The sequence below is a fragment of the Clostridium sp. C8 genome, from assembly GCF_001010885.1.
Lineage (GTDB): Bacteria > Bacillota > Clostridia > Clostridiales > Clostridiaceae > Clostridium > Clostridium sartagoforme.
Window position 1 is genome coordinate 1 of record NZ_LBMX01000043.1, and the last position, 21,573, is coordinate 21,573.

General features: G+C 28.4%; 19 protein-coding genes. 18 read left to right on the forward strand and 1 reads right to left on the reverse strand.

Annotation, left to right across the window (positions count from 1 at the left end):
- The first annotated feature begins 308 nt into the window (after positions 1-308).
- The 8 genes from AAT22_RS06590 to AAT22_RS06625 all read left to right on the forward strand — a co-directional run bounded on the left by AAT22_RS06590 (position 309) and on the right by AAT22_RS06625 (position 11,088).
- Positions 309-1,613, forward strand: coding sequence for an extracellular solute-binding protein (locus AAT22_RS06590; RefSeq protein WP_047000630.1), 1,305 nt, complete (start codon positions 309-311; stop codon positions 1,611-1,613).
- Between the two features lie 183 nt (positions 1,614-1,796).
- On the forward strand, positions 1,797-2,693 hold the full coding sequence (locus AAT22_RS06595; RefSeq protein WP_016207801.1) for a sugar ABC transporter permease: 897 nt from the start codon (positions 1,797-1,799) through the stop codon (positions 2,691-2,693).
- Positions 2,686-3,540 carry a carbohydrate ABC transporter permease gene (locus AAT22_RS06600; protein WP_016207800.1) on the forward strand — a complete coding sequence of 285 codons (855 nt, stop codon included), beginning with the start codon at positions 2,686-2,688 and terminating at the stop codon, positions 3,538-3,540. The genes AAT22_RS06595 and AAT22_RS06600 overlap by 8 nt, the downstream gene beginning before the upstream one ends.
- 98 nt (positions 3,541-3,638) lie before the next feature.
- Positions 3,639-6,794, forward strand: a complete 3,156-nt coding sequence (locus AAT22_RS06605) for a glycoside hydrolase family 2 TIM barrel-domain containing protein (protein ID WP_047000631.1) — start codon at positions 3,639-3,641, stop codon at positions 6,792-6,794.
- 87 nt (positions 6,795-6,881) lie between these two features.
- Positions 6,882-8,423, forward strand: a complete 1,542-nt coding sequence (locus AAT22_RS06610; protein WP_047000632.1) for a response regulator — start codon at positions 6,882-6,884, stop codon at positions 8,421-8,423.
- The gene (locus AAT22_RS06615) at positions 8,423-10,174 is read left to right on the forward strand and encodes a histidine kinase (protein ID WP_047000633.1); all 1,752 of its coding nucleotides are present in this window, start codon (positions 8,423-8,425) and stop codon (positions 10,172-10,174) included. Before AAT22_RS06610 ends, AAT22_RS06615 begins: the two co-directional genes overlap by 1 nt.
- Positions 10,175-10,388: 214 nt before the next feature.
- Positions 10,389-10,706, forward strand: coding sequence for a nucleotidyltransferase domain-containing protein (locus tag AAT22_RS06620; protein ID WP_052953918.1), 318 nt, complete (start codon positions 10,389-10,391; stop codon positions 10,704-10,706).
- Positions 10,693-11,088 carry an HI0074 family nucleotidyltransferase substrate-binding subunit gene (locus AAT22_RS06625; RefSeq protein WP_047000634.1) on the forward strand — a complete coding sequence of 132 codons (396 nt, stop codon included), beginning with the start codon at positions 10,693-10,695 and terminating at the stop codon, positions 11,086-11,088. The genes AAT22_RS06620 and AAT22_RS06625 overlap by 14 nt, the downstream gene beginning before the upstream one ends.
- A gap of 58 nt (positions 11,089-11,146) precedes the next feature.
- Here the strand turns inward: AAT22_RS06625 and AAT22_RS18755 are convergent, their stop codons facing one another.
- Positions 11,147-11,386 (reverse strand): TM2 domain-containing protein, encoded by a 240-nt coding sequence (locus AAT22_RS18755; protein ID WP_347456918.1) that lies wholly within the window; start codon positions 11,384-11,386, stop codon positions 11,147-11,149.
- 254 nt (positions 11,387-11,640) lie between these two features.
- Here AAT22_RS18755 and AAT22_RS06630 point away from each other — a divergent pair, with 254 nt between their 5' ends.
- From AAT22_RS06630 to AAT22_RS06675, 10 genes are all read left to right on the forward strand, one after another.
- Positions 11,641-13,560, forward strand: a complete 1,920-nt coding sequence (locus tag AAT22_RS06630) for a PTS sugar transporter subunit IIA (protein WP_047000635.1) — start codon at positions 11,641-11,643, stop codon at positions 13,558-13,560.
- 13 nt (positions 13,561-13,573) lie between these two features.
- Entirely contained in the window at positions 13,574-13,849 is a 276-nt protein-coding gene (locus AAT22_RS06635) for a PTS sugar transporter subunit IIB (RefSeq protein ID WP_008680557.1), read from the forward strand.
- A gap of 12 nt (positions 13,850-13,861) precedes the next feature.
- Positions 13,862-15,118 (forward strand): PTS ascorbate transporter subunit IIC, encoded by a 1,257-nt coding sequence (locus AAT22_RS06640; protein ID WP_047000636.1) that lies wholly within the window; start codon positions 13,862-13,864, stop codon positions 15,116-15,118.
- Between the two features lie 6 nt (positions 15,119-15,124).
- A complete protein-coding gene (locus tag AAT22_RS06645; RefSeq protein ID WP_047000637.1) occupies positions 15,125-15,865 on the forward strand; it encodes an SIS domain-containing protein in 741 nt (246 codons plus the stop codon).
- A gap of 274 nt (positions 15,866-16,139) precedes the next feature.
- Entirely contained in the window at positions 16,140-17,066 is a 927-nt protein-coding gene (gene yhfZ, locus AAT22_RS06650) for a GntR family transcriptional regulator YhfZ (protein ID WP_047000638.1), read from the forward strand.
- 51 nt (positions 17,067-17,117) lie between these two features.
- The gene (locus tag AAT22_RS06655) at positions 17,118-17,462 is read left to right on the forward strand and encodes a PRD domain-containing protein (protein ID WP_047000639.1); all 345 of its coding nucleotides are present in this window, start codon (positions 17,118-17,120) and stop codon (positions 17,460-17,462) included.
- A 126-nt stretch (positions 17,463-17,588) separates the two neighbouring features.
- On the forward strand, positions 17,589-17,945 hold the full coding sequence (locus AAT22_RS06660; RefSeq protein ID WP_047000640.1) for a DUF2620 domain-containing protein: 357 nt from the start codon (positions 17,589-17,591) through the stop codon (positions 17,943-17,945).
- Positions 17,946-18,084: 139 nt separating this feature from the next.
- The gene (locus tag AAT22_RS06665; RefSeq protein WP_047000641.1) at positions 18,085-19,377 is read left to right on the forward strand and encodes a YhfT family protein; all 1,293 of its coding nucleotides are present in this window, start codon (positions 18,085-18,087) and stop codon (positions 19,375-19,377) included.
- 181 nt (positions 19,378-19,558) lie between these two features.
- The gene (locus AAT22_RS06670) at positions 19,559-20,434 is read left to right on the forward strand and encodes a hydrolase (protein WP_047000642.1); all 876 of its coding nucleotides are present in this window, start codon (positions 19,559-19,561) and stop codon (positions 20,432-20,434) included.
- A gap of 11 nt (positions 20,435-20,445) precedes the next feature.
- Complete coding sequence (locus AAT22_RS06675) at positions 20,446-21,555, forward strand: aminotransferase class V-fold PLP-dependent enzyme (protein ID WP_047000643.1); 1,110 nt, start codon at positions 20,446-20,448, stop codon at positions 21,553-21,555.
- The last annotated feature ends 18 nt before the right edge of the window (positions 21,556-21,573 follow it).

Below are 21,573 nucleotides of genomic sequence, written 5' to 3' on the forward strand. Positions count from 1 at the left end.
CCCCAGAGGTCCAGAAATTTGAAGCTAAAAAAATCCAATTTTATTAAAAAAGTCCAAGCTTTACGTAATATTTCAGTTATTTTAAAAAGGAAATCTAAAAATATTAAAAACTTACATAAAGATATTTCTAAATTAAATTAAGGATCATGTGATAATATAAATACGTAGAGTGTAAAGCATTACAAAAGAAAGCAACATATAAGTATTTGCATTGATTTTAGAAAAAGTTATATAAATGTAAACTATATATGTTAAAGATTAAATACTAATAAAATATTATATATGTAATTTAATATGGAGGGGTTTAAATGAAAATCAAAAAATTAGCATCGATTTTATTGGCAGCAACGTTAAGCTTAGGTCTAGTAGCTTGTGGAAGTAATGGTGGAAGTACAGGCAAGAAGGACGAAGATAGCAAAAGCAAGAAAATAACAATATGGGCATGGGATGAAGCTTTCAACATAGTAGCAGCAAATAAGGCTAAAGAAATATACAAGAAAGAAAATCCAGATGCAGAAATTGAAGTTGTTACAATGGCTCAAGATGATATTGTAGCTAAATTAAATACAAGTTTATCCTCAGGATCATATGAAGGACTTCCTAATGTTGTATTAATTGAAGATTATAAGATTCAAGGATATCTAACAGCATACAAGGATGAGTTTGCAGACTTATCATCAGTAGCTAAAAAAGATGACTTTGCAGAATATAAAACAGGTGTAAATTATATTGACGGTAAATTATATGGAGTACCTTTTGATAGTGGAGTAGCAGCAACTTTTTATAGAACAGATTTAATAGAGAAAGCTGGATACACTAAAGAAGATATGCAAAACTTAACTTGGGAAAAATACATTGAAATAGGTAAGGCTGTAAAAGAAAAAACTGGAGTTGCAATGTGTACATTAGATCCTAGTGATATAGGACAAATTAGAATGATGTTACAAAGTGCAGGAGCATGGTACACAGATGCTGATGGAAAAGTTTCAATTGCAGACAATCAAGCATTAAAGGATTCTATAAAAGTATATAATGAATTAGTAAAATCAGGAATAACAAAGCAAACAGCAGATTGGGATCAATTTGTAGGAGCATTTAATAATGGCGAAGTTGCATCAGTAGTTACTGGTTGTTGGATTGGACCTTCAATTAAAAAGGCTGAAGATCAAAGTGGAAAATGGGCTATAGCACCATTCCCTAAAATGGCAAGCAACTCTAAATCTGTTAATGCATCTTCAATAGGAGGAGCAGGTTGGTATGTTCTTAAAAATGTTGGAAATACAGATATGGCAAAAGATTTCCTAGGAAAAACATTTGCTTCAAATGCAGATTTAATGAACGATTTAGCAGATTCTATAACTTTAGTTAGTACTCTAAATAAAGCAGCGCAAGCTTCAAATTATTCAAAACCAAATGAATTCTTTGGTGGACAAGAAATATTTGCAGATTTTGCAGATTGGACAGGTAAAGTACCTTCAGTAAATTATGGTTTACACACTTATGCTATAGAAGATATCATGACTGAAGCTGTTCAAGCTATAGTTAATGGAGCAGATATTGATTCAACATTAAAAACTTTCCAAGGTCAAATTGAATCAGCAGTAGCACAATAAGGATAAGAGATAAATATTATATTCCTTGAGACCTCGCAGGCTCCAAGTCACCAGAATATAATATATATCATCACAGACTTAATAAAAATAGGTAATTAGTCTATAAATTCATAAATAATAAAAAATAGCCATTTATTAAAGGATAATTAGTAAATGGCTATTTCTTGTATAGGGGGAGTACACTTGAAGAGGAGTAATAACAATAGAAGTATAAATTATAAATTAGATCGAAAAGCGTGGTTATTTGTTATACCAAGTATCATACTAGTAACTGTATTTGTGTTTTATCCAATGATACAAGCCTTTATAACATCATTACAAAGTGGAATGGGTAATAATCTAAGTTTTGTTGGTATAGATAATTATAAAAGAATGCTTACAGATTCAACATTTAAAAAAGCATTATTTAATACGGTATTATATTTAGTGATTCAAGTACCAATCATGATTATTTTAGCTCTTGTAATATCAGCTCTATTAAATGATAAAAAATTAAAAGCAAGAGGATTTTTCAGAACAGCGATATTTCTTCCATGTGTTACATCACTTGTAGCATACTCAATTATATTTAAAAGTTTATTTGCAACAGATGGATTTGTGAATGTATTTTTAATGAAAATTAACATGATATCACAACCAATTGCATGGATTACTCATCCTATATGGGCTAAACTATTAATCATAATAGCAATAACATGGAGATGGACAGGTTACAATATGGTCTTTTATTTAGCAGGAATGCAATCAATTGATGATTCAATATATGAAGCAGCTGAAATTGATGGAGCAAATGCTTTTATGAGATTTAAATGTATAACACTTCCATTATTAAAGCCTATTATCTTGTTTACAACAATAAACTCAACAATAGGAACATTACAATTATTTGATGAAACTGTGAATATAACTAATGGAGGCCCAGCAAATGCAACAATAACTATTTCACAATATATATATAACTTATTATTTAAATATTCGCCAAACTTTGGATATGCAGCAGCAATTTCATATGTAATAGTTCTTATAATAGTAATACTATCATTTATTCAATTAAAAGCAGGAGGAGATAAAGATGAGTAAAAAAAGTGGAAAAAGCAGAGTAATAAATTTTTTGAAATATTCATTTTTAACTATTTTATCTTTTGTATCAATTTTCCCATTTATTTGGATGATTATAGCTACAACTAATAAATCAGTTGATGTAACAAGAGGAACTTTAATACCAGGAAGCTATTTCTTTGAAAACTTAAAAAGTCTTTTAGGATCAGATCTTAAATATATGACAGCATTTAAGAATTCATTAATAATTGCAGTTCTTACAACAGTCTTAGCCATGATAGTTTCTTCACTAGCAGGATATGCATTTGAAGTATATAAAACTAAAACTAGAGATAAAGTATTTAATTTTATATTACTATCTATGATGGTACCTTTTGCAGCTTTAATAGTTCCTTTATTTAGATTATTTAGCAAGCTTAATAATGTGCCAGGACTAAAGACAATATCATTAAATACTCATGGAGCAGTAATTATTATTTCAATTGCAACAGCCTTTTTGATATTTTTCTTTAGGCAAAATACAAAGACTTTTCCAAAGGATTTAATAGAAGCAGCAAGAATAGACGGCCTTGGAGAATTTGCTATATTCTTTAGAATTTACATGCCAACTATGAAATCAACTTATGCAGCAGCAACAATAGTTACATTTATGGCTAGTTGGAATAATTATTTATGGCCACTTATAGCTTTACAATCACCAGATAAAAGAACTTTACCACTTGTTATATCAGCTTTAGGATCATCATATACCCCAGACTATGGAATGATTATGACTGCAGTTGTAATTGCAACACTTCCTACAGCATTAATCTTCTTCTTAATGCAAAAGCATTTTGTTGCTGGTATGACAGGTTCTGTAAAGGGATAAAATTACCAATTTTCTGGACCTCAGGGGTCCAATAAATTGGTCCCCTGAGGTCCAGAAAATACCAAAATACTAATATAAAGAGGAGTGTATAGAGATTTATGTTAAATTCAATAAACACACAAAATCAAAAGAATAAGACTACTGAACCTAGTTTAGCTTGGCTATCAGACCCGGAAATTTTTAGAGTTAATAGAATAGATGCTCATTCAGACCATCTGTTTTATGAGAATAGAGAAGATTTAGCATTAGGCTATAATATGCCTCTTAAGCAAAGTTTAAATGGAAAATGGAGATTTTCTTATGCAGTTAACCCAAGAAGTAGAATAAAGGATTTCTATAAAGAAGATTATGACTGTAGTGGATTTGATTTTATAAAAGTCCCAGGACATATTCAAATGCAAGGATATGACAAGTGCCAATATATAAATACAATGTATCCATGGGATGGAGTAGAAGAACTTAGGCCTCCACACATATCAGAGGATTATAATCCAGTAGGAAGTTATGTTAATTTCTTTGAAGTAAAAGATGAACTTAAGAATAAAAGAATATATATATCCTTCCAAGGAGTTGAAACAGCATTTTATGTTTGGCTAAATGGAAGTTTTGTAGGGTATAGTGAAGATACTTTTACTCCATCAGAATTTGAATTAACAGAATATCTTAAAGATGGAGAAAATAAACTTGCAGTTGAAGTATATAAAAGAAGTAGTGCAAGCTGGATAGAGGATCAAGATTTTTGGAGATTTTCAGGAATATTTAGAGATGTATATTTATATGCAGTTCCAGAGTTTCATGTAAAGGATTTATTTGTAAAAGCTAACTTAGATGATAGCTATAATAATGGTAAACTAAAGGTTGATATGAATTTGGTAAAATTTACACCCCTGGGGTCCAAAAATTTCCAAATGAAAGCTTATTTAAAGGATAGAGATGATAATTTAATTTATAGCTTTGAAAATATTGATGTAAATGACAGCGTAAATGAAGCTAATGTTACTTTTAGTGCAGATATAAGTGATATTAAATCCTGGAGTGCTGAAGATCCATATTTATACACTCTTTATATTGAACTTTTAGATAGCGAAGGAAATTTATTAGAAATAGTTCCACAAAAGCTTGGATTTAGAAGATTTGAAATGATAAATAATATAATGCACTTAAATGGAAAGAGAATAATATTTAAAGGCATAAATAGACATGAATTTAGTTCTGTTAATGGACGAGCAATAACAGAAGAGGATATGCTTTGGGATATAAAATTCTTAAAGCAAAATAATATAAATTCAGTAAGAACATCTCATTATCCAAATCAATCTTTATGGTATGACCTTTGCGATGAATATGGAATTTATTTAATAGATGAAGCTAATTTAGAAAGTCATGGTTCATGGCAAAAGATGGGAGCTTGCGATCCAGAGTGGAATGTGCCAGGATCACTTCCAGAGTGGAGAGATGTTGTTGTTGATAGGGCAGAATCTATGCTTCAAAGAGATAAGAATCATCCATCAATTTTAATATGGTCTTGTGGTAATGAATCTTATGCAGGAAGTAATATTTTAGAAATGACAAAGTATTTCCATGAGAAAGATGATACAAGATTGGTTCATTATGAAGGCGTAGTTTGGAATAGAGATTTTGAAGAAATAACTGATATGGAAAGTAGAATGTATGCAAAACCAGCAGATATAGAAGAATATTTAAATAATAATCCTAAAAAACCTTATATAAGCTGTGAATATATGCATGCCATGGGAAATTCCTGTGGAGGAATGAAGCTATATGCAGATCTTGAAGATAAATATCCAATGTATCAAGGTGGATTTATATGGGATTATATAGATCAGTCTATAGAAATAATTAAAGATGGAAAAAGAGTATTTACTTATGGCGGAGACTTTGATGATAGAGCAACAGATTACTGTTTCTGTACAGATGGAATTATTTATGCAGATAGGACAATATCTCCAAAGGTTCAAGAAGTTAAAAAGCTTTATGCAAATGTTAAACTTACTCCAGATAATAAAGGCGTAACAATAAAAAATGATAATTTATTTGTAAGTACAGGTTGTTATGATTTTGTTGTGTATATAGAAAAGGAAGGAAATAAAGTTTTTGAAAAGACAATAAAAATTGATGTTGAGGCAAGTAGTAAAGAATATATTAAAATAGATTATCCAGACATAAAAGAAAATGGAGAATATACTTATAATGTTTCTATGAGATTAAGTGAAGATACATTATGGGGAGAAAAGGGACATGAAGTTGCTTTTGGACAAGAAATTTATAATATAGAGAGCAATAATAATTGTATAAAAGGAGACTTGAAAGTTGAAAACGTAGCTTGTACAATTGTAGATGATGATGGTAATGTTTGCACTTTAGACAGCCCAAATACATTTAAAATAATTCATGGTGATGTGAATATAGGGGTTACAGGTAAAAACTTTTCAATGATGTTCTCTAAACAAGAAGCTGGTTTAATATCTCTTGTATATGATGGAAAAGAATATATAACAAGAGTTCCAAGAACATCCTTCTTTAGAGCAGCAACAGATAATGATAAGGGAAATAATCATAATTTTAGGACAGCACAGTGGCAAATAGCAGGAATGCATCAGATATTAGTAGATTTTAAATATATAGAAGAAAAAGATAAGATAACTTTAACTTATAAATTTGAAATGCCAGTTAGTGTTAAAACTTTTAATACAGTGACTTATACAGTGACTCCAGATGGAAGCTTAAAGGTTGATTTACACTATGAAGGTGTTGAAGGATTACCTGAATTACCGTTATTTTCTATGGATTTTAAGCTTAAAAAAGAATTAAGTAATTTTGAGTATTATGGATATGGCCCAGAAGAAAATTATATAGATCGTAATAATGGGGCAATGCTTGGAAGATTTAAAAATACAGTATTAAATAATTTATCCAGATATTTAATCCCACAAGAATGTGGTAATAGAACAGAAGTAAGATGGGTAAAGGTTACAAATAACAATGATGAAGGATTATGCTTTAAATATGTTGATAAGCCATTTGAGTTAAGCGTATTGCCATATAGCGCATATGAACTTGAAAATGCAATGCATATAGAAGAACTTCCACCTGTTAATTATACATGGGTACGTATAATTGCAAAACAAATGGGTATAGGTGGAGATGATAGCTGGGGAGCTCCAGTGCATGATCAATATAAAGTTTCATCTAAAGAAGATATAAACTTAAGCTTTATTATATCAAAGAATTAAATTTTTGAACCCCAGGGGACCAATTAATTGGACCCCTGGGGTCCAAAAAATTCCAAAAAAGTATGGAAGGTTTTGAGGAGTGGTATTATGAAAAAAGGTTATTGTAAAGTTCTAATTGTAGAAGATGAATTTATTATGCGTCAAGGAATGAAGCATATGCTTGAGTGGGAAAGGGAAGGCTTTACAATAGTTGGAGAAGCAAGCAATGGGCAAGAAGCCTTGGAATCAATTGAAATTTTAAGACCAGATATTATAATTTGTGATATAGTTATGCCTATATTAAATGGTGTTGATTTTTCTAAAATGGTACAAAAGGATTATCCAGATTTACAAATCATTATTTTAAGTAGCTATGATAATTTTGAATATGTAAAAAGTACTCTTTTAAATGGAGCAGTGGATTATATTTTAAAGCCAACATTAAATCCAAGTCAATTGTTAGCAACATTAAAAAAGGCTGTTGATAGAATTCCAGGTTTAGAATTGGTTAAAAATGAAGAAGTTTATTACAATAATTTAATTGAAAGATACTTACTTGGTTTTGATTCTAAATTAGATAGCAATAAATTTATAGATATATTTCCATATAGCTCTTTTAGAATATTTGGTATAAATTTAAAGCATGCTTGTGGAAGAAATAAAGATGATATAAAAAGAATAAAAACAGTAACCGAGAATTTTTACTTAAATAATAAGAGCTACAAATATCTAAGGATAATGATCAATGATGAAATCTTTCTAAATATAATTAATTATAAGATAAGCAAAGAAAATGAAATAGAAAAAAATATTGAAAAATATCTTGAAAAGAATATTATAAATAAGGAAAATGTTCTTTTTATAATTACGCCTAAGTTTGATAACATTTACAAGGTTAAAGAAGTTTACAATAAAAAATTTATACCATATTTGTCTCATAAGTTTTACCATAAAAATGATATATTATTAAACACAGAGAAATTAAAGACTACAGAAAAGTTAGAAAAATTTGATTCTAGTAGATATTCAAGCTATATAAAAAATAAGGAATTCAATTCAGCAATTAATATGATAGATGAGTATGTTAATTATGCTGTGAATTTGAAAATGGATGAATATAAGCTTAAGAATCTTGTGAAGAACTTGCTATATAATGTTCTGGTAACATTAGAAAATTATAAGATTGAAACTGAGGAACTAAGGCAAGGTTATTTTAAAAGAATAGATAATACTTCATATTCTCAAGATTTTACTAAAGAAATAGATAAAATAATATTAGAACTTAAAGATATTATTTCTAAAAGAGTTAGTATTGAAGAAGAAAAAATTAAGGAAATTTTAGAGTATATAAATGAGCATTACAATGAACCTCTTGAGTTAAGCGATATTTCAAGAGTATTTAATTTTAATTATTATTATTTATCATACTATTTCAACAATCATTGTAAAGAAGGTTTTTCAGAGTATTTAAATAGAATCAGAGTAGAAAAATCTTGTGATTTATTATTCCAAAACAAGTTTTATGTTTCAGAGATAAGTAATATGGTTGGATATTCAGATCATAGTTATTTTTGTAGGGTATTTAAAAAGATAACAGGATATACACCAAGCAATTACAGACGATTAAAATCAAGGGAGAGTGAAATGTAATGAAAAAGAAGCTGATAAAGAATAGTCTATTTGTTAAGATATTATGCGTTGTTGTTGCAGGAGTAATTTGTGTATCAGCTTCTATTAGTTACATTATAATTAATATATCTAAGAATATTTTTACAGATACATATAGTGATTCTCAAAAGAAAATATTTAAAGAAATAAATGATGAACTTTATGATTTTCATGGTGAACTAGTAAAAGTAATAAATTCTGTAAATTCGCACAGAGCATTTAGACTTTTTTTCACTGCAAATGATTTATCAACAAAAGAAAATTTTTCAACTATACATAGTGTTAAAAATCAAATGAAATCAGCTTTATCAACTAACACTTATGATATGAGTGTCTTAGTAGTAGGATTAAATGAAAAATCTTATTTTAATCGATCAGAAATTTTAACTATGAGACCAAAAGAAATATTGAATATGGATATTTCTAAGAAGGCTTTAGAAAATAGTAAAACTATTATATATAACTATTTAGAAAAAGGTTTTACATCATCAACAAAGGATGAAGGAGTAATTGTCATAACAAAAGCTTTAAATTTGAAAGATGGGGAACCTTATGGAATTATATATTTTACAATAAAAGAAAAAGATTTTGAAAAATTCTATGATTATTTTACTTTAGAAATAAATGATATAGTTTTATTAAATGAAAATAATGAAGTCTTATCTTCAAATAAAAAAGAGAACATTGGACAAGTTCAACAATCATTTAGAAGAAATATAGATGAGTTAGTGTTATCAAAGGAACTTAGTAAGAGCTATAATAACAAAAAGAATACAATATTAATTCAAAGATTGCCATATTGCAATTTAACCATATGTGGAACAGTTGATAATTATAAAGCACTAGGAAAAATGTATGATGTAAGTAAAATAGTTTTGATTTGCGTTGTAATAACTTTAGGAATTTTAATAGGAATATTTTTAATTGTTAGGCAAATGACAAGGCCTTTATATTTGCTTACTGAAAAAATGTCTAATGTAAGAAATGGAAACTTTGATGAATATATAGAAGTAAAAGGACCAGGAGAAGTTAAAGAGCTTTCATCTACATTTAATTATATGATAAAGGACTTAAATAGATATGTTAATGAGCTTGTTAAAGTTCAAAAGGAAAAAAGAAAAGCAGAAATTCATGCTTTGCAAATGCAAATAAATCCACATTATATCTTTAATACATTATCAAGTATAAAATGGCTTATATGGCAAGGCAGTAATGAAAAATCAATATCAGCACTTGATTCATTTATTAGCTTGCTTAGAAATACCATTAGTAAGACAGATGAGTTTATAACAGTAGAAGAAGAAATAGAAAATATAAAAAATTATGTTTTTATAAATAATATTAGATATGGGGATAGGATTAAGGTGGAATATTTTATAATGCCTGAATGTAATGGTTATTTAGTTCCTAAGTTGATTTTACAACCATTTATCGAAAATTCCTTCTTTCATGGCTTTCCATCTGACGAAGAAGGAAAAATTCAGGTGTTTATAAAAGAACAAGGTGAAGATATAAAAATAGAGATATATGATAATGGAGTTGGAATAGAAGAAGAAACTTTAGAAAAGGTTAAAGAAAAGAGAGAAACAAGAAATGCGCATTTTAGTGGAATAGGAGTAAATAATGTTGATAGCAGGATTAAACTTATTTACGGAAATGAATATGGAATAGAAATAAAAAGTAAATTAAATAAAGGAACCACAGTGACAATTTTACTACCTATGAAGAAGTAGAAATTATGCTTGTTATATCGATATGAGAATATAATAATAGATTATTTAGTTCTTAATTATTATAATAGGAAATTAAATGATTTTAAGAGTGCTATATTTTAAATTGGAAATGAATATAAATATTTAATTTATGGTGAAGTAATTATATAATATTAGTATTATAATAAATTATATAAAGCCTAGTATAATTTTAAAATGTGGAAGAGGTGATTGTTTGCTTAATAAAATAGACTATAATTTAGAGGAAGATATTATAGAAGAAATAAAAGAAATATCTAGAAAATATCATAATATTAAAAAAGTAGTTTTATTTGGTTCAAGAGCAAGAAAAGATAACTCACCTAGAAGTGATATTGATTTAGCGATATATTTAGATGTTAAATCTTCAGACCTGTTAGAATTTATTGAAGATATAGAAAATAATACAGCTACCTTATTAGAATTTGATTTTTCAAATATGAATTCAATAGAGGATGAGATATTTATTGAACAAGTAAATAAAGAAGGGATAGTTATATATGAGAAGCATTGACTTTAAATATATGAATTTAAAAAAAGCTTATTCAAGATTAAAAGAAGTCAGTGATTTATATGATGGGAAAAAGGATATAATAAGAGATAGTTTAATACAAAGATTTGAATTTACTTATGAATTAACTCATAAAACCTTAAAGGAATTTATGAAGTATTTAGGAGCTACCCTAGAAAACTCATTTCCACGTACTATTTTTAAGAAGGCATATGTGAATAATTTGATTTCAGATGATAAAGTATGGATAAATTTATTAGAAGATAGAAATTCTACGTTACATATTTATAATGAAAATATGTCTAATGAAATAGCAGATAGAATAGTTAATAAATATGTTGATGCTATTGGTGAGTTAGTAGAGAACTTAGAAAAGCTATTATAAGTTTTTAAAAATAATAAAAGGCCTCAGGGGTACTGCCCCTGAGGCTAAATGTTTTTATTTATAAATATTTTTCAAAAAATTCTTCTTCTGGTGTAAATAAATAGATAAGCCCTTCTAAGAAACTTATTAATTCAATAATTCCTATAATACCTGTAAAACTTAATATTAAATATAGTATTCCAATCTTATATTTACCTAAGTAAAATTTCTGAGCACCAAACATTCCAAAGAAAATTGCAAAAAAAGCGGCTATATACTTACTAAAATCACTATTTAATATATCTATATTATAACGTATTTTTAGACGCTATAATATATAAGAAAATATTATTTAATTGAGAAATAAAAGGTATATATTTTCAAGTTAATTGAAATGTTATATAGAAATTTGTATAAGTTTTATTATTAACGTAAGAAAAATTATCTTTATTAATCTTTATATATAAAGTTTATTATAATTTGCAAATCTAAATGAAAACCTTATAGTATTGTGCAATGATTTGGTATTGTTAATAACAAGCAAAAAAGTGATAATGAAAACGAGGGATGAAGATGAAAGAAAGAGCAAGAAGTATATTAGAATCAATCTTAGAAAAGGGAAGCATAAAATCTAAAACTTTAATTGAAGAATTCAATATATCAAAAAGAACTCTTTATTATGATATTGAAGATATAAACTATTTTATAAAAGACTGTGGCGAAGTAAGAAATATAAATCATGCATTTTCATTTATAGGAGATTACAACTTGCTACATAAAAAGCTTTATATTGAAGAAGATGATTATATAAATATAGAAAATAGAAAAAATTATATTCTATATAAAATACTTAATGAAGAAAAAGTCACAATAGAAGTTTTATCTAACGAAATGATACTTTCTAAAAATACTATAGTTCAAACCTTTGAATATTTAAAGAATGATCTTAGAAATATGGGGTTAACATTAGTTTATAAGAGAGGCTATAAAATAGTTGGTGATGAAACAAAAATAAGGGACATTTACATACTATTGATGGAAGAAGATAGGGAGTTATTAAAAGATTATAATAAAAAAATACTAGATTTTGATAGTAAGTGTTTTCTTAAACTTACCGATTATTCTTTAACTAATCTTTCAAAGTTTGCAGAGTTTATAAATAGAAGAATAAAAAATGGATATACAATAAATTCTTATAAATTTAAATCTGATGTAAAAGGCTTTGAATATTATAATTTGACTAAAACTCTTTTGAGTGAAGATGCTAATGAAGAAGAAATATCATATTTATGTGCATATATAAGTACACTTCCAAGTCTAAATAATAATGTTTCTGAGGATATAATTGAAAAATATGTTGATAAATTAATAAGAAGATTTGAAGTTAATACAGCTATTCAATTAGAAAATAAAAATGTATTTAAGAAAAATATTAAAAGACATTTATTGTCTTCATATTACAGAATAAGATTTAGATTCCCAATAAGTAATCCTTCATTAGAAGAAATAAAAAGAAAACATGATTCCTTATATAAAATAATTAAATCTATTTTAGAGGATAAAAATGACTTCCCAGATTTTATAGGGATAAGGGAAGAAGAAATAGGTTTTATTGCAGCATACTTTGGAGGATATTTAAGAGGTACTGAAACAGAGGTAGATATACGCAAAAAAGTGTTAGTTGTATGTCCTAATGGATTATTAATATCAAAAAATATTGAAATTCAATTATATAAGTACATTCCTGCTATAGATATTATAGGAGTTATGTCAATAAAAGATATGCAATGTTCTGATATAGATTATGACTACATAGTTTCAACAGTAGAAATCCCCAATAAAGAAAATGTTATAGTAGTAAATCCAATGTTAACTAAGTTAGATATTAAATTATTGATGGATAAATTAGTAACATTTAACCAAAGTAATTTACAATTTAATATTGAGCTAATAATGCAAGCAATAAAAAGGAATGCAAATATAATAAATTACGATAATTTGAAAAATGACTTAATAAAAATAATATATCAAATGGACGAAAAGGAGGCGTACCAACCAATGTTAAAAGAATTAATTAATGAGCAAAGAGTAAGAAAAGTATCTAAAGTTAAAGATTGGGAGGAGGCTATCAAAGTTGCAGCAAGACCATTATTAGAAGATGGATCTATAAAAGAAGAATATGTGGAAGCTATGATAGAAAGTATAAAAAAACATGGTCCATATATAGTACTAGCTGATAGGTTTGCTTTACCTCATGCAAATGAAAAAGAAGGAGTTAATAGATTATCGATGTCCTTATTAACTGTAGAAGAAGAAGTAGATCTTTTAGGTAAGCCGGTAAATATATTTATGGTTCTTGCAACAGTTGATAATAATAGTCATATAAAGGCTTTAGCTTCATTATCAGAACTTTTATATGATGAAGAAAACTTAAAGATTTTTAGAGATGGTGATTCAAAAAAAATATTAAAAATTATAAATGATCAAAATTAGGAGGTATTATATTATGAAAATTTTAGCTGTTTGTGGGTTTGGAGTAGGTTCTTCAATGATATTAAAGATGTCAATAGAAAAAGTGTTAAAGGAAATGAATATAAGTGCTGAGGTAAATAATACTGACATAAATGATGCAAGAGGAGCAGATTGTGATGTTATATTAACTAGCGCAGAGCTTCATAGAGAATTAGAAGGTACATGTAATGTTCCTGTTTATCCAGTAAAAAAATATATGGACTTAGTAGAAGTAAGAGAAGTATTAGAAAAATTCTTAAGTGAACGTTAGGAGGAGATTTATATGGACTTTTTAATCAATAATGTGCTACGTAATCCACCACTTTTATTAGGATTAATAGCTGCTTTAGGATTAATATTGCAAAAGAAAAAATTTGCTGATGTTGTTAAAGGATCATTATTAGCTGCATTTGGAATGGTAATACTAGATCAAGGAACATCAATGCTAGTAAGTGCTATATCCCCTATAAATAATGCATTCCAAGCTCTAAGTGGAGCAGGGGCAGTAGCTGAAGGATTAAATGATGCTACATTTACAGCAAGTTATGGTGGTACAGTAGGATTAGCAATGTTTATTGGACTTGTACTACATTTATTAATAGCTAGATTTACTCCAATAAAAACAATATTCTTAACAGGGCATATGTTATGGTGGTTCCCATTTATATTTGTAGCAGCTGGTGTTGAAGGTGGATTAGATGGTTGGATTCTTATAGCTTTTGCTGCAATTGCTTCAGCTTTATATTGGTCAATTATGCCTTGGGTATTAAGAAAGTATGTTAAAGATGTAACTGGTGATGAATCTTTCACACTTGGACATCCGAGTGGAATGTTAGCTTTAATATCTGGATTTATTGCTAGTAAAGTAGGAAATAAGGAAAAATCATGTGAAGATTTAAAGTTACCAGCAGGACTTTCTTTCTTCAGAGAAATTTCAATTACAGGTGGAATAGTAATATTTATTATGTTCATAGTAGTTGGACTTGCTATACCAGAAGGTTTTGGTGATATCCAAGAAAATATATTTATTTATGCAATTAAACAAGGATTTACATTTGGTGCTGGATTAATAGTAATGTTACAAGGCGTAAGAATGTTAATTAATCAAATAGTTCCTGCATTTAAAGGAATATCTGAAAAAGTTGTTCCTAATGCATTACCAGCATTTGATTGTCCTATATTATTCAACTATAAACCAAATGCTGTATTAATTGGATTTATTACAGCTATGATAACTTCAACAATAGTAATATTAATTTGTAATTACTTCAATGTATTTAATATTTTAATAATACCATTAGTTATAACTTCTTTCTTTGAATGTGGAGCAGCAGCGGTTATAGGAGAAGGACAAGGTGGTCTTAGAGGAGCTATAATTGGTACAATGGTTGCAGCAATAGTAATGGTTATTTTAGTAGGTATCTCAGCTGTTGTATATTCAGGAACAATCCAAAATTGGATATTAATATTTGGTGGTAATGACTTATCATTATTTGGAATATTAGGAAAGTTAATTTCATCATTTCTTGGAGGTTTTTAATAAGATATGGCTTTTAAGTATATTGATAAAATAAAAGATTTAATAGATGTAATTGAAAAAGAAGAAAAAGAAAATATGGAAAAAGCTACAGAAATAATTGTTAAAGCTATATTAAACAAAAAAGCTATATTTTCTTTTGGAGCTTCTCATGCAGGAATACTAACAGAAGAACTTTATTATAGAGCTGGAGGTCTTGTAGTTATTAACCCTATATTTCCAAGAAATCTTATGTTAGATACTTCTCCAATTACTATGACTAGTGAAATGGAAAGATTAGAGGGGTATGGAACTGCTGTAGCTAATAAAACTAATATCTCTGAAGGTGATGTAGTTATAGTACATTCAGTTTCAGGACGTAATCCAGTAAGTATAGAAATGGCAATTGAGTCTAAGAAAAAAGGTGCAACAGTAATTTGTATTACTAATTTGAGTTATTCTAAAGATGTGTCGTCTAGACATTCATCAGGTAAAAATTTATATCAAGTAAGTGATATAGTAATAGATAATCATGGTGAAAAAGGTGATGCATGTGTAGAAATAAGTGGGTTAAATCAAAAAGTTAGTCCTACATCAACTGTGGCTGCAGTTACAATAATGAATTCTATAATTGCAGAAGCAACAGAATTATTAGTTAAAAATGGAATGGATAAGCCACCTATATTCTACAGCGCTAATATAGATGGTGGAGATGAATTAAACAAAAAAATATTTGAAGAATATAGAGATGTAATACATTATCAATATTAATTATAAAAGGATCACATTAAGAGTTAAATTTAATGTGATCCTTTTATAATCCATCTTTAGTAATTTTTATTTTAGTAAGATTGCTTTAGTTTTATTAAGTAGATATGGATGTAATGTTTAATCTTTTAGATAGAAATAGGCAAATTCCTTTGGGACTAAGAAATTTACAAATATAAAAATGTTTAAAAAAATTTAAAATACTCTTGTAAAGGTAATCAAAAGGTGCTATATTATAAATATACAAAATATTGTACGTTAAATCGGGGGTGATTAGGTGGATGTTCATAATAAGCTTATGCAAAAGCTTGGAATAGCAATTACTTCTTTAGCAGTTGAATTTTTACCCTTAAATGTAGGTGATAGAATAAAAACTGTGGCAGAACTTTCTGAAAGCTATGATACAGCAAGAGGAACAATACAATCTGCCTTAAAATTCTTAAAAGAGCATGGTGCAATAACTTTAGAATCAAGAGGACATTTAGGAACTTTTATTCAGAATATAGACTATATAAGACTTCTAGAACTTACAGGTATAAAGTCATTAGTAGGGGTTATGCCATTACCATATTCAAAAAGATATGAAGGATTGGCAACTGGAATTTATAAATGTTTAAATGATAATGGAGTAAATACAAATCTTGCATTTATGAGAGGATCTAATCATAGATTAAAGGCATTAGAAGATGGAAGATATGATTTTGCAGTAACTTCAAGGTTAACAGCAGATTATTATTTAGAGAATAATAAACAAATCCAAATAGTTAAAAGCTTTGGAGATTTTAGTTATGTTAATGAACATATAATAGTTGTTTCAAAGGAATTTAAAGGTGAATTTCAAAAAGGAACAAGAGTTGGAATAGATAATTCATCTATAGACCAATTTATGTTAACAAAAATATATTTTGATGAAATAGAAGTAGAATATATTCCTCTAAGCTACAGTCAATTTATGACAGCTATAAAGGAAAATAAAATAGATGCAGCAATTTGGAATCTAGATGATATTGAAGATAGAAAAGATGATATTAAATTTATTCCAATAAACAGAGAAAGTAAGAATATTAAAGATACAGAAGCAGTTATAATTGCTAACAGAAGAAATTCTATAGTTCCAGCACTTTTTTCTAGAGTATTAAATGTAGAAGATGTGAAGGAATATCAAAAATCAGTTATAGATAAGCAAATAATGCCTCAATATTAGGGGGCATTGTAAGCATCAAAATACAAAAAAATGTACATTGGAGGTTTGAAGATGGATTTAACATTAAGATTAAACATACTAAGAGACGCAGGACAATTATCACAAGATAACTATGACAAAGTTATAAAAGTTATAGAATACTTTGAAGCAAAAAGGGGAATAAAGCTTTTAGAAGAAAATTCAGCTATGTTCATAACTCATTTGTGCTCTGCTTTATCAAGGATTGCAAATAATGATTTGGTAAATAAGCTAGAAGAGGTTGTAGCGCAATCTTTAAAGGAAGATAAAAATTATGAAAAAGCTGTGTTAGTAGCAAGGGATTTAGAGAATATCTTAGGTGAAATTCCAGAATCAGAGTTTGATTTTATAGTAATGCATGTTTGTACTTTACTTTAATTAATAACTTAATATACAACAAAGATAAAAAAAATTAATAATAAATGAACTTAATACTAAAACTAATACAAAAGCTAATATTAAAACTTAAAAAAGAGAAATTTTTAAATATGGGAGGAATAAAAAATGAAAAGAATAGTAGTAGGCGGACAAATAGACAAACAAAGAGTAGCAGACATAATTGCAAAAGTAGCAGGAGACAAAGCAACAATTGAAATCAAAAGTGATATAGAAGCAGCAATGGCAATAAAAACAGGAACAGCAGATTTTTATTTAGGTGCATGTAACACTGGTGGTGGTGGCGCACTTGCAATGGCAATAGCATTACTTGGAATGAACCAATGTGCAACTGTATCAATGCCAGGAAATATTAGAAGTGAAGCAGAAATAAAAGCAGAAGTTGAAGCAGGAAAAAAAGCATATGGATTTACAGCACAACATGCAGAAGAAGTTATACCAGTAATACTTAAGTATTTATTATAGAAGTAAATATAAGTAAAGATAATTTGTAGAATATCTTTTATTTAAATATCTACAATTTATAAATGCAAATTAAGTAAATCATAAAAATTAATAAGTTTTCATTTAAATTTATTATAAAAAATTTTAGGAGGTATTATTTATGCAATACGTAGTTGTAGCACTTTTAGGTGCACTAGCAGCAATATTAGCAAATGCAGGTATAGCTGTTTTCAATGATGGGTTTAGAGCTATAGTTCCAGAATACTTAGAAGGAAGAATGGATAAGAAAGCTTTAGCAGCAACATCTTTTGCAATTAGCTTTGGATTAGTTATAGGTTTTGGTATTCCAGTATCAATAGCTGCATCCATTATATTAATTCACAGTATATTATTAGGTACTGATATTATAGGTTCTTTCTGTCCAAGTGGCAAAAAAGGACTAGTTATATCAGGGGTAGTTGGAGCTCTTTATGGAGTAGGTATAGTTTATGGATTACAAGTTGTAGTTGATCTATTTGCAAAGCTACCAGTTAACTTCTTAGGTGCATTAGGACAAGTTGGTACTCCAATAACAGTTGCTTTTGCAGTATTCCCAGCACTTGTTGTTTCTTATCAATTTGGAATTAAAAAAGGTTTCCTTACAGGAATAATTGCTTTATTAGTAAGACAAATTACTGCAATTTATGGAACTTTTGCTGTAAATGGTGGTGCAGCTAAGATTAAATTAGATCAAGAAGGTATGGCATTACTTGCAGGTATGATAATCATGATAATTTTTGCAATGCAAGAAAAAGCAGATCCAAATGCACCACAAATTGATTTAGCAGCAATTTTTGCTGAAAGAGTTAAGAAGATTAAAAAGAATTTACCTATATTAGCATTAATGGGTGGATTAGTATCAGCAGCAACAAGCCTTAGTTTAGTAGCTGGAGACCCAATAAGCTTAAATCTTTTAGCAGAAGGAAAGACAACTGAAGCTGCAATGACAGCATTTGCAAGAGGTATAGGATTTATACCACTAGTTGCAACTACTGCAATTTCAACTGGAGTATATGCGCCAGCAGGTATGACATTTGTATTTGTTGTTGGATTCTTAATAGGAAACCCAATATTAGCATTTGTTGCAGGAGCATTAGTAATGGCTTTAGAAATCTACTTCTTAGATGGATTAGCTAAGCTTATGGATAAGTTCCCAGGAGTTAGAAAATGTGGAGATAACATAAGAACTGCAATGAGTAAAGTTTTAGAAGTAGCTTTATTAATAGGTGGTATGATGGCTGCACAAGCTATGGCACCAGGACTTGGATTATTCGTAGTAGTTGGATTATATGTATTAAATAAAACTTCAAAGAAACCAATAGTAGACATGGCAGTTGGTCCAGTAGGGGCAATAGCAGTTGGTATCTTAATAAACGTATTATACTTAGTTGGATTATATGTAGTACCTAAGTAGGAATTAGAAAAGTGAAAGAATGAAAGAGTTAAGGAAGTAACTCAGGCAAGCTGAGATTTAAAGAGTGAAAAAGTTAAGAAAACAACTCGGATAAGTGGAGTTGAGAAGTGAAAGAATAAACTCCTAAACTTTTTCACTCTTCACTCTTTCATTCTTTCCATTAAACAAAGGTGGTGTTTTTATGAATAAGGAAATTATTTATGCACATGAGCATATTACAATAGATTTGTCTGGAGTAAAGAAGGATATAGATTGTTTTTTAAATAATAAAAAGCAAACTATTGAAGAATTTAAAGATTTAAAGGCTAAAGGAGTTTCTACAATTATAGATGTTACAAATAGAGGCATGGGTAGAAGTACTGAATATGTAGCTGAAGTAATTAATGAAACAGGAATTAATATTCTTCAATCAACTGGATATTATAAAGAGCCATTTCTTCCAGAAGAAGTTTATAAAATAAATGAGAAAAAAATGGCTAAGATTTTAGTAGATGAAATAATAAATGGAATTGATGAAACATCAGTAAAGGCATCTGTTATAGGTGAAATAGGAACTAGTTTAAATAAGATAGAAGAAATGGAAAAGAAGGTATTTGAAGCTTCATGTATAGCTCATCTTGAAACAGGAGCTCCAATAATAACTCATACAACTCTTGGGAAATTGGGACTTGAGCAAATTGAGATATTTAAGAATTTTAATGTTGATTTATCTAAGGTTACATTAAGTCATATAGATTTAAGTGGAGACTTAGAATATATGGTTAGACTTCTTGATACAGGAGTAAATATAGCTTTTGATACAATTGGGAAAAATAATTATCAACCAGATGAAAAAAGAGCAGAATGGTTAAAGATGCTTTGTGATAAAGGATATAGCAATCAAATAGTGCTATCTATGGATATTACAAGAAAATCTCATTTTAAAGAGAATGGTGGACTTGGGTATAGTTATTTAATAGATAACTTCTTGCCAAGATTATATGAAAAAGAAATTTCTAGCAAGCATATAGAAAATATGTTAGTTAATAATATAAAAAATATATATAAACTAAAGTAGGAGGATAGCTTATGAGAACATACCCATTACATTCAATAGATTTAGAGGAAGCAAAAAAGTTACAATTTAAAGTAATAGATACTATAACAAAGCATTTTGATGGGAGAGAAATCCTATCTTTAGGAGATTTAGGAGTTGTTAAAGGTCTAAATAAGCCAACCTATACTAAAAAAGTAGAAAATGTTTTTGCGGAAGTATTTGATGCAGAAGCTGCAATATTAGTAAGGGGAGCAGGGACAGGAGCAATAAGATGGGGGTTAATTAGTTTCATGAAAAGTGGAGATACTATATTGGTTCATGATGCACCAATATATCCAACTTCAAAAGTTACAATTGAAACTATGGGACTTAATGTTATAAAAGCTAACTTTAATAATTTAGAAGATATAAAAGAAGTGATTTCAAAAAATCCAGAAATAAAAGGTGCATTAGTACAAAATACAAGACAAAAGATTGATGATTCGTATGATTTAGAAGAAGTTATAACTACTATTAAAGAAGGCAATCCTAATATAAAAATAGTTACAGATGATAATTATGCAGCTTTAAAAGTAAAGAAAATAGGAAATCAATGTGGAGCTGACCTTGGAAGTTTTTCATCTTTTAAAGTATTAGGACCTGAAGGTGTGGGAGTATTAATAGGTAAGAAAGATCTTATAGATAAAGTCTACGCACTAAATTATTCAGGAGGAAGTCAAGTTCAAGGACATGAAGCAATGGAAGCCTTAAGGGGACTTGTTTATGCTCCAGTTGCATTAGCAATACAGTCAGAAGTTAATGAAGAACTTGTAACTAGATTAAAGAGTGGAGAAGTTGAAGGCGTAAAGGATGCATTTCTTGCAAATGCTCAATCTAAGGTTTTATTAGTTGAGTTAAATGAAAACATAGCAGAAGATGTATTAGAGTTAACTACAAAGTATGGAGCAGCATCACATCCTGTAGGTTCAGAATCAAAATATGAATTTGCTCCAATGATGTATAGAGTTTCAGGAACTTTTAGAGAAGCAGATCCTACATTAGAGAAAAGAATGATAAGAGTAAATCCAATGAGAAGTGGTGCAGATACCATAATAAGGATTTTAAAAAGTGCAATTGATGACGTTAAAAGAGAAGCAAAGTAAGACCAGCTAATAATAGTC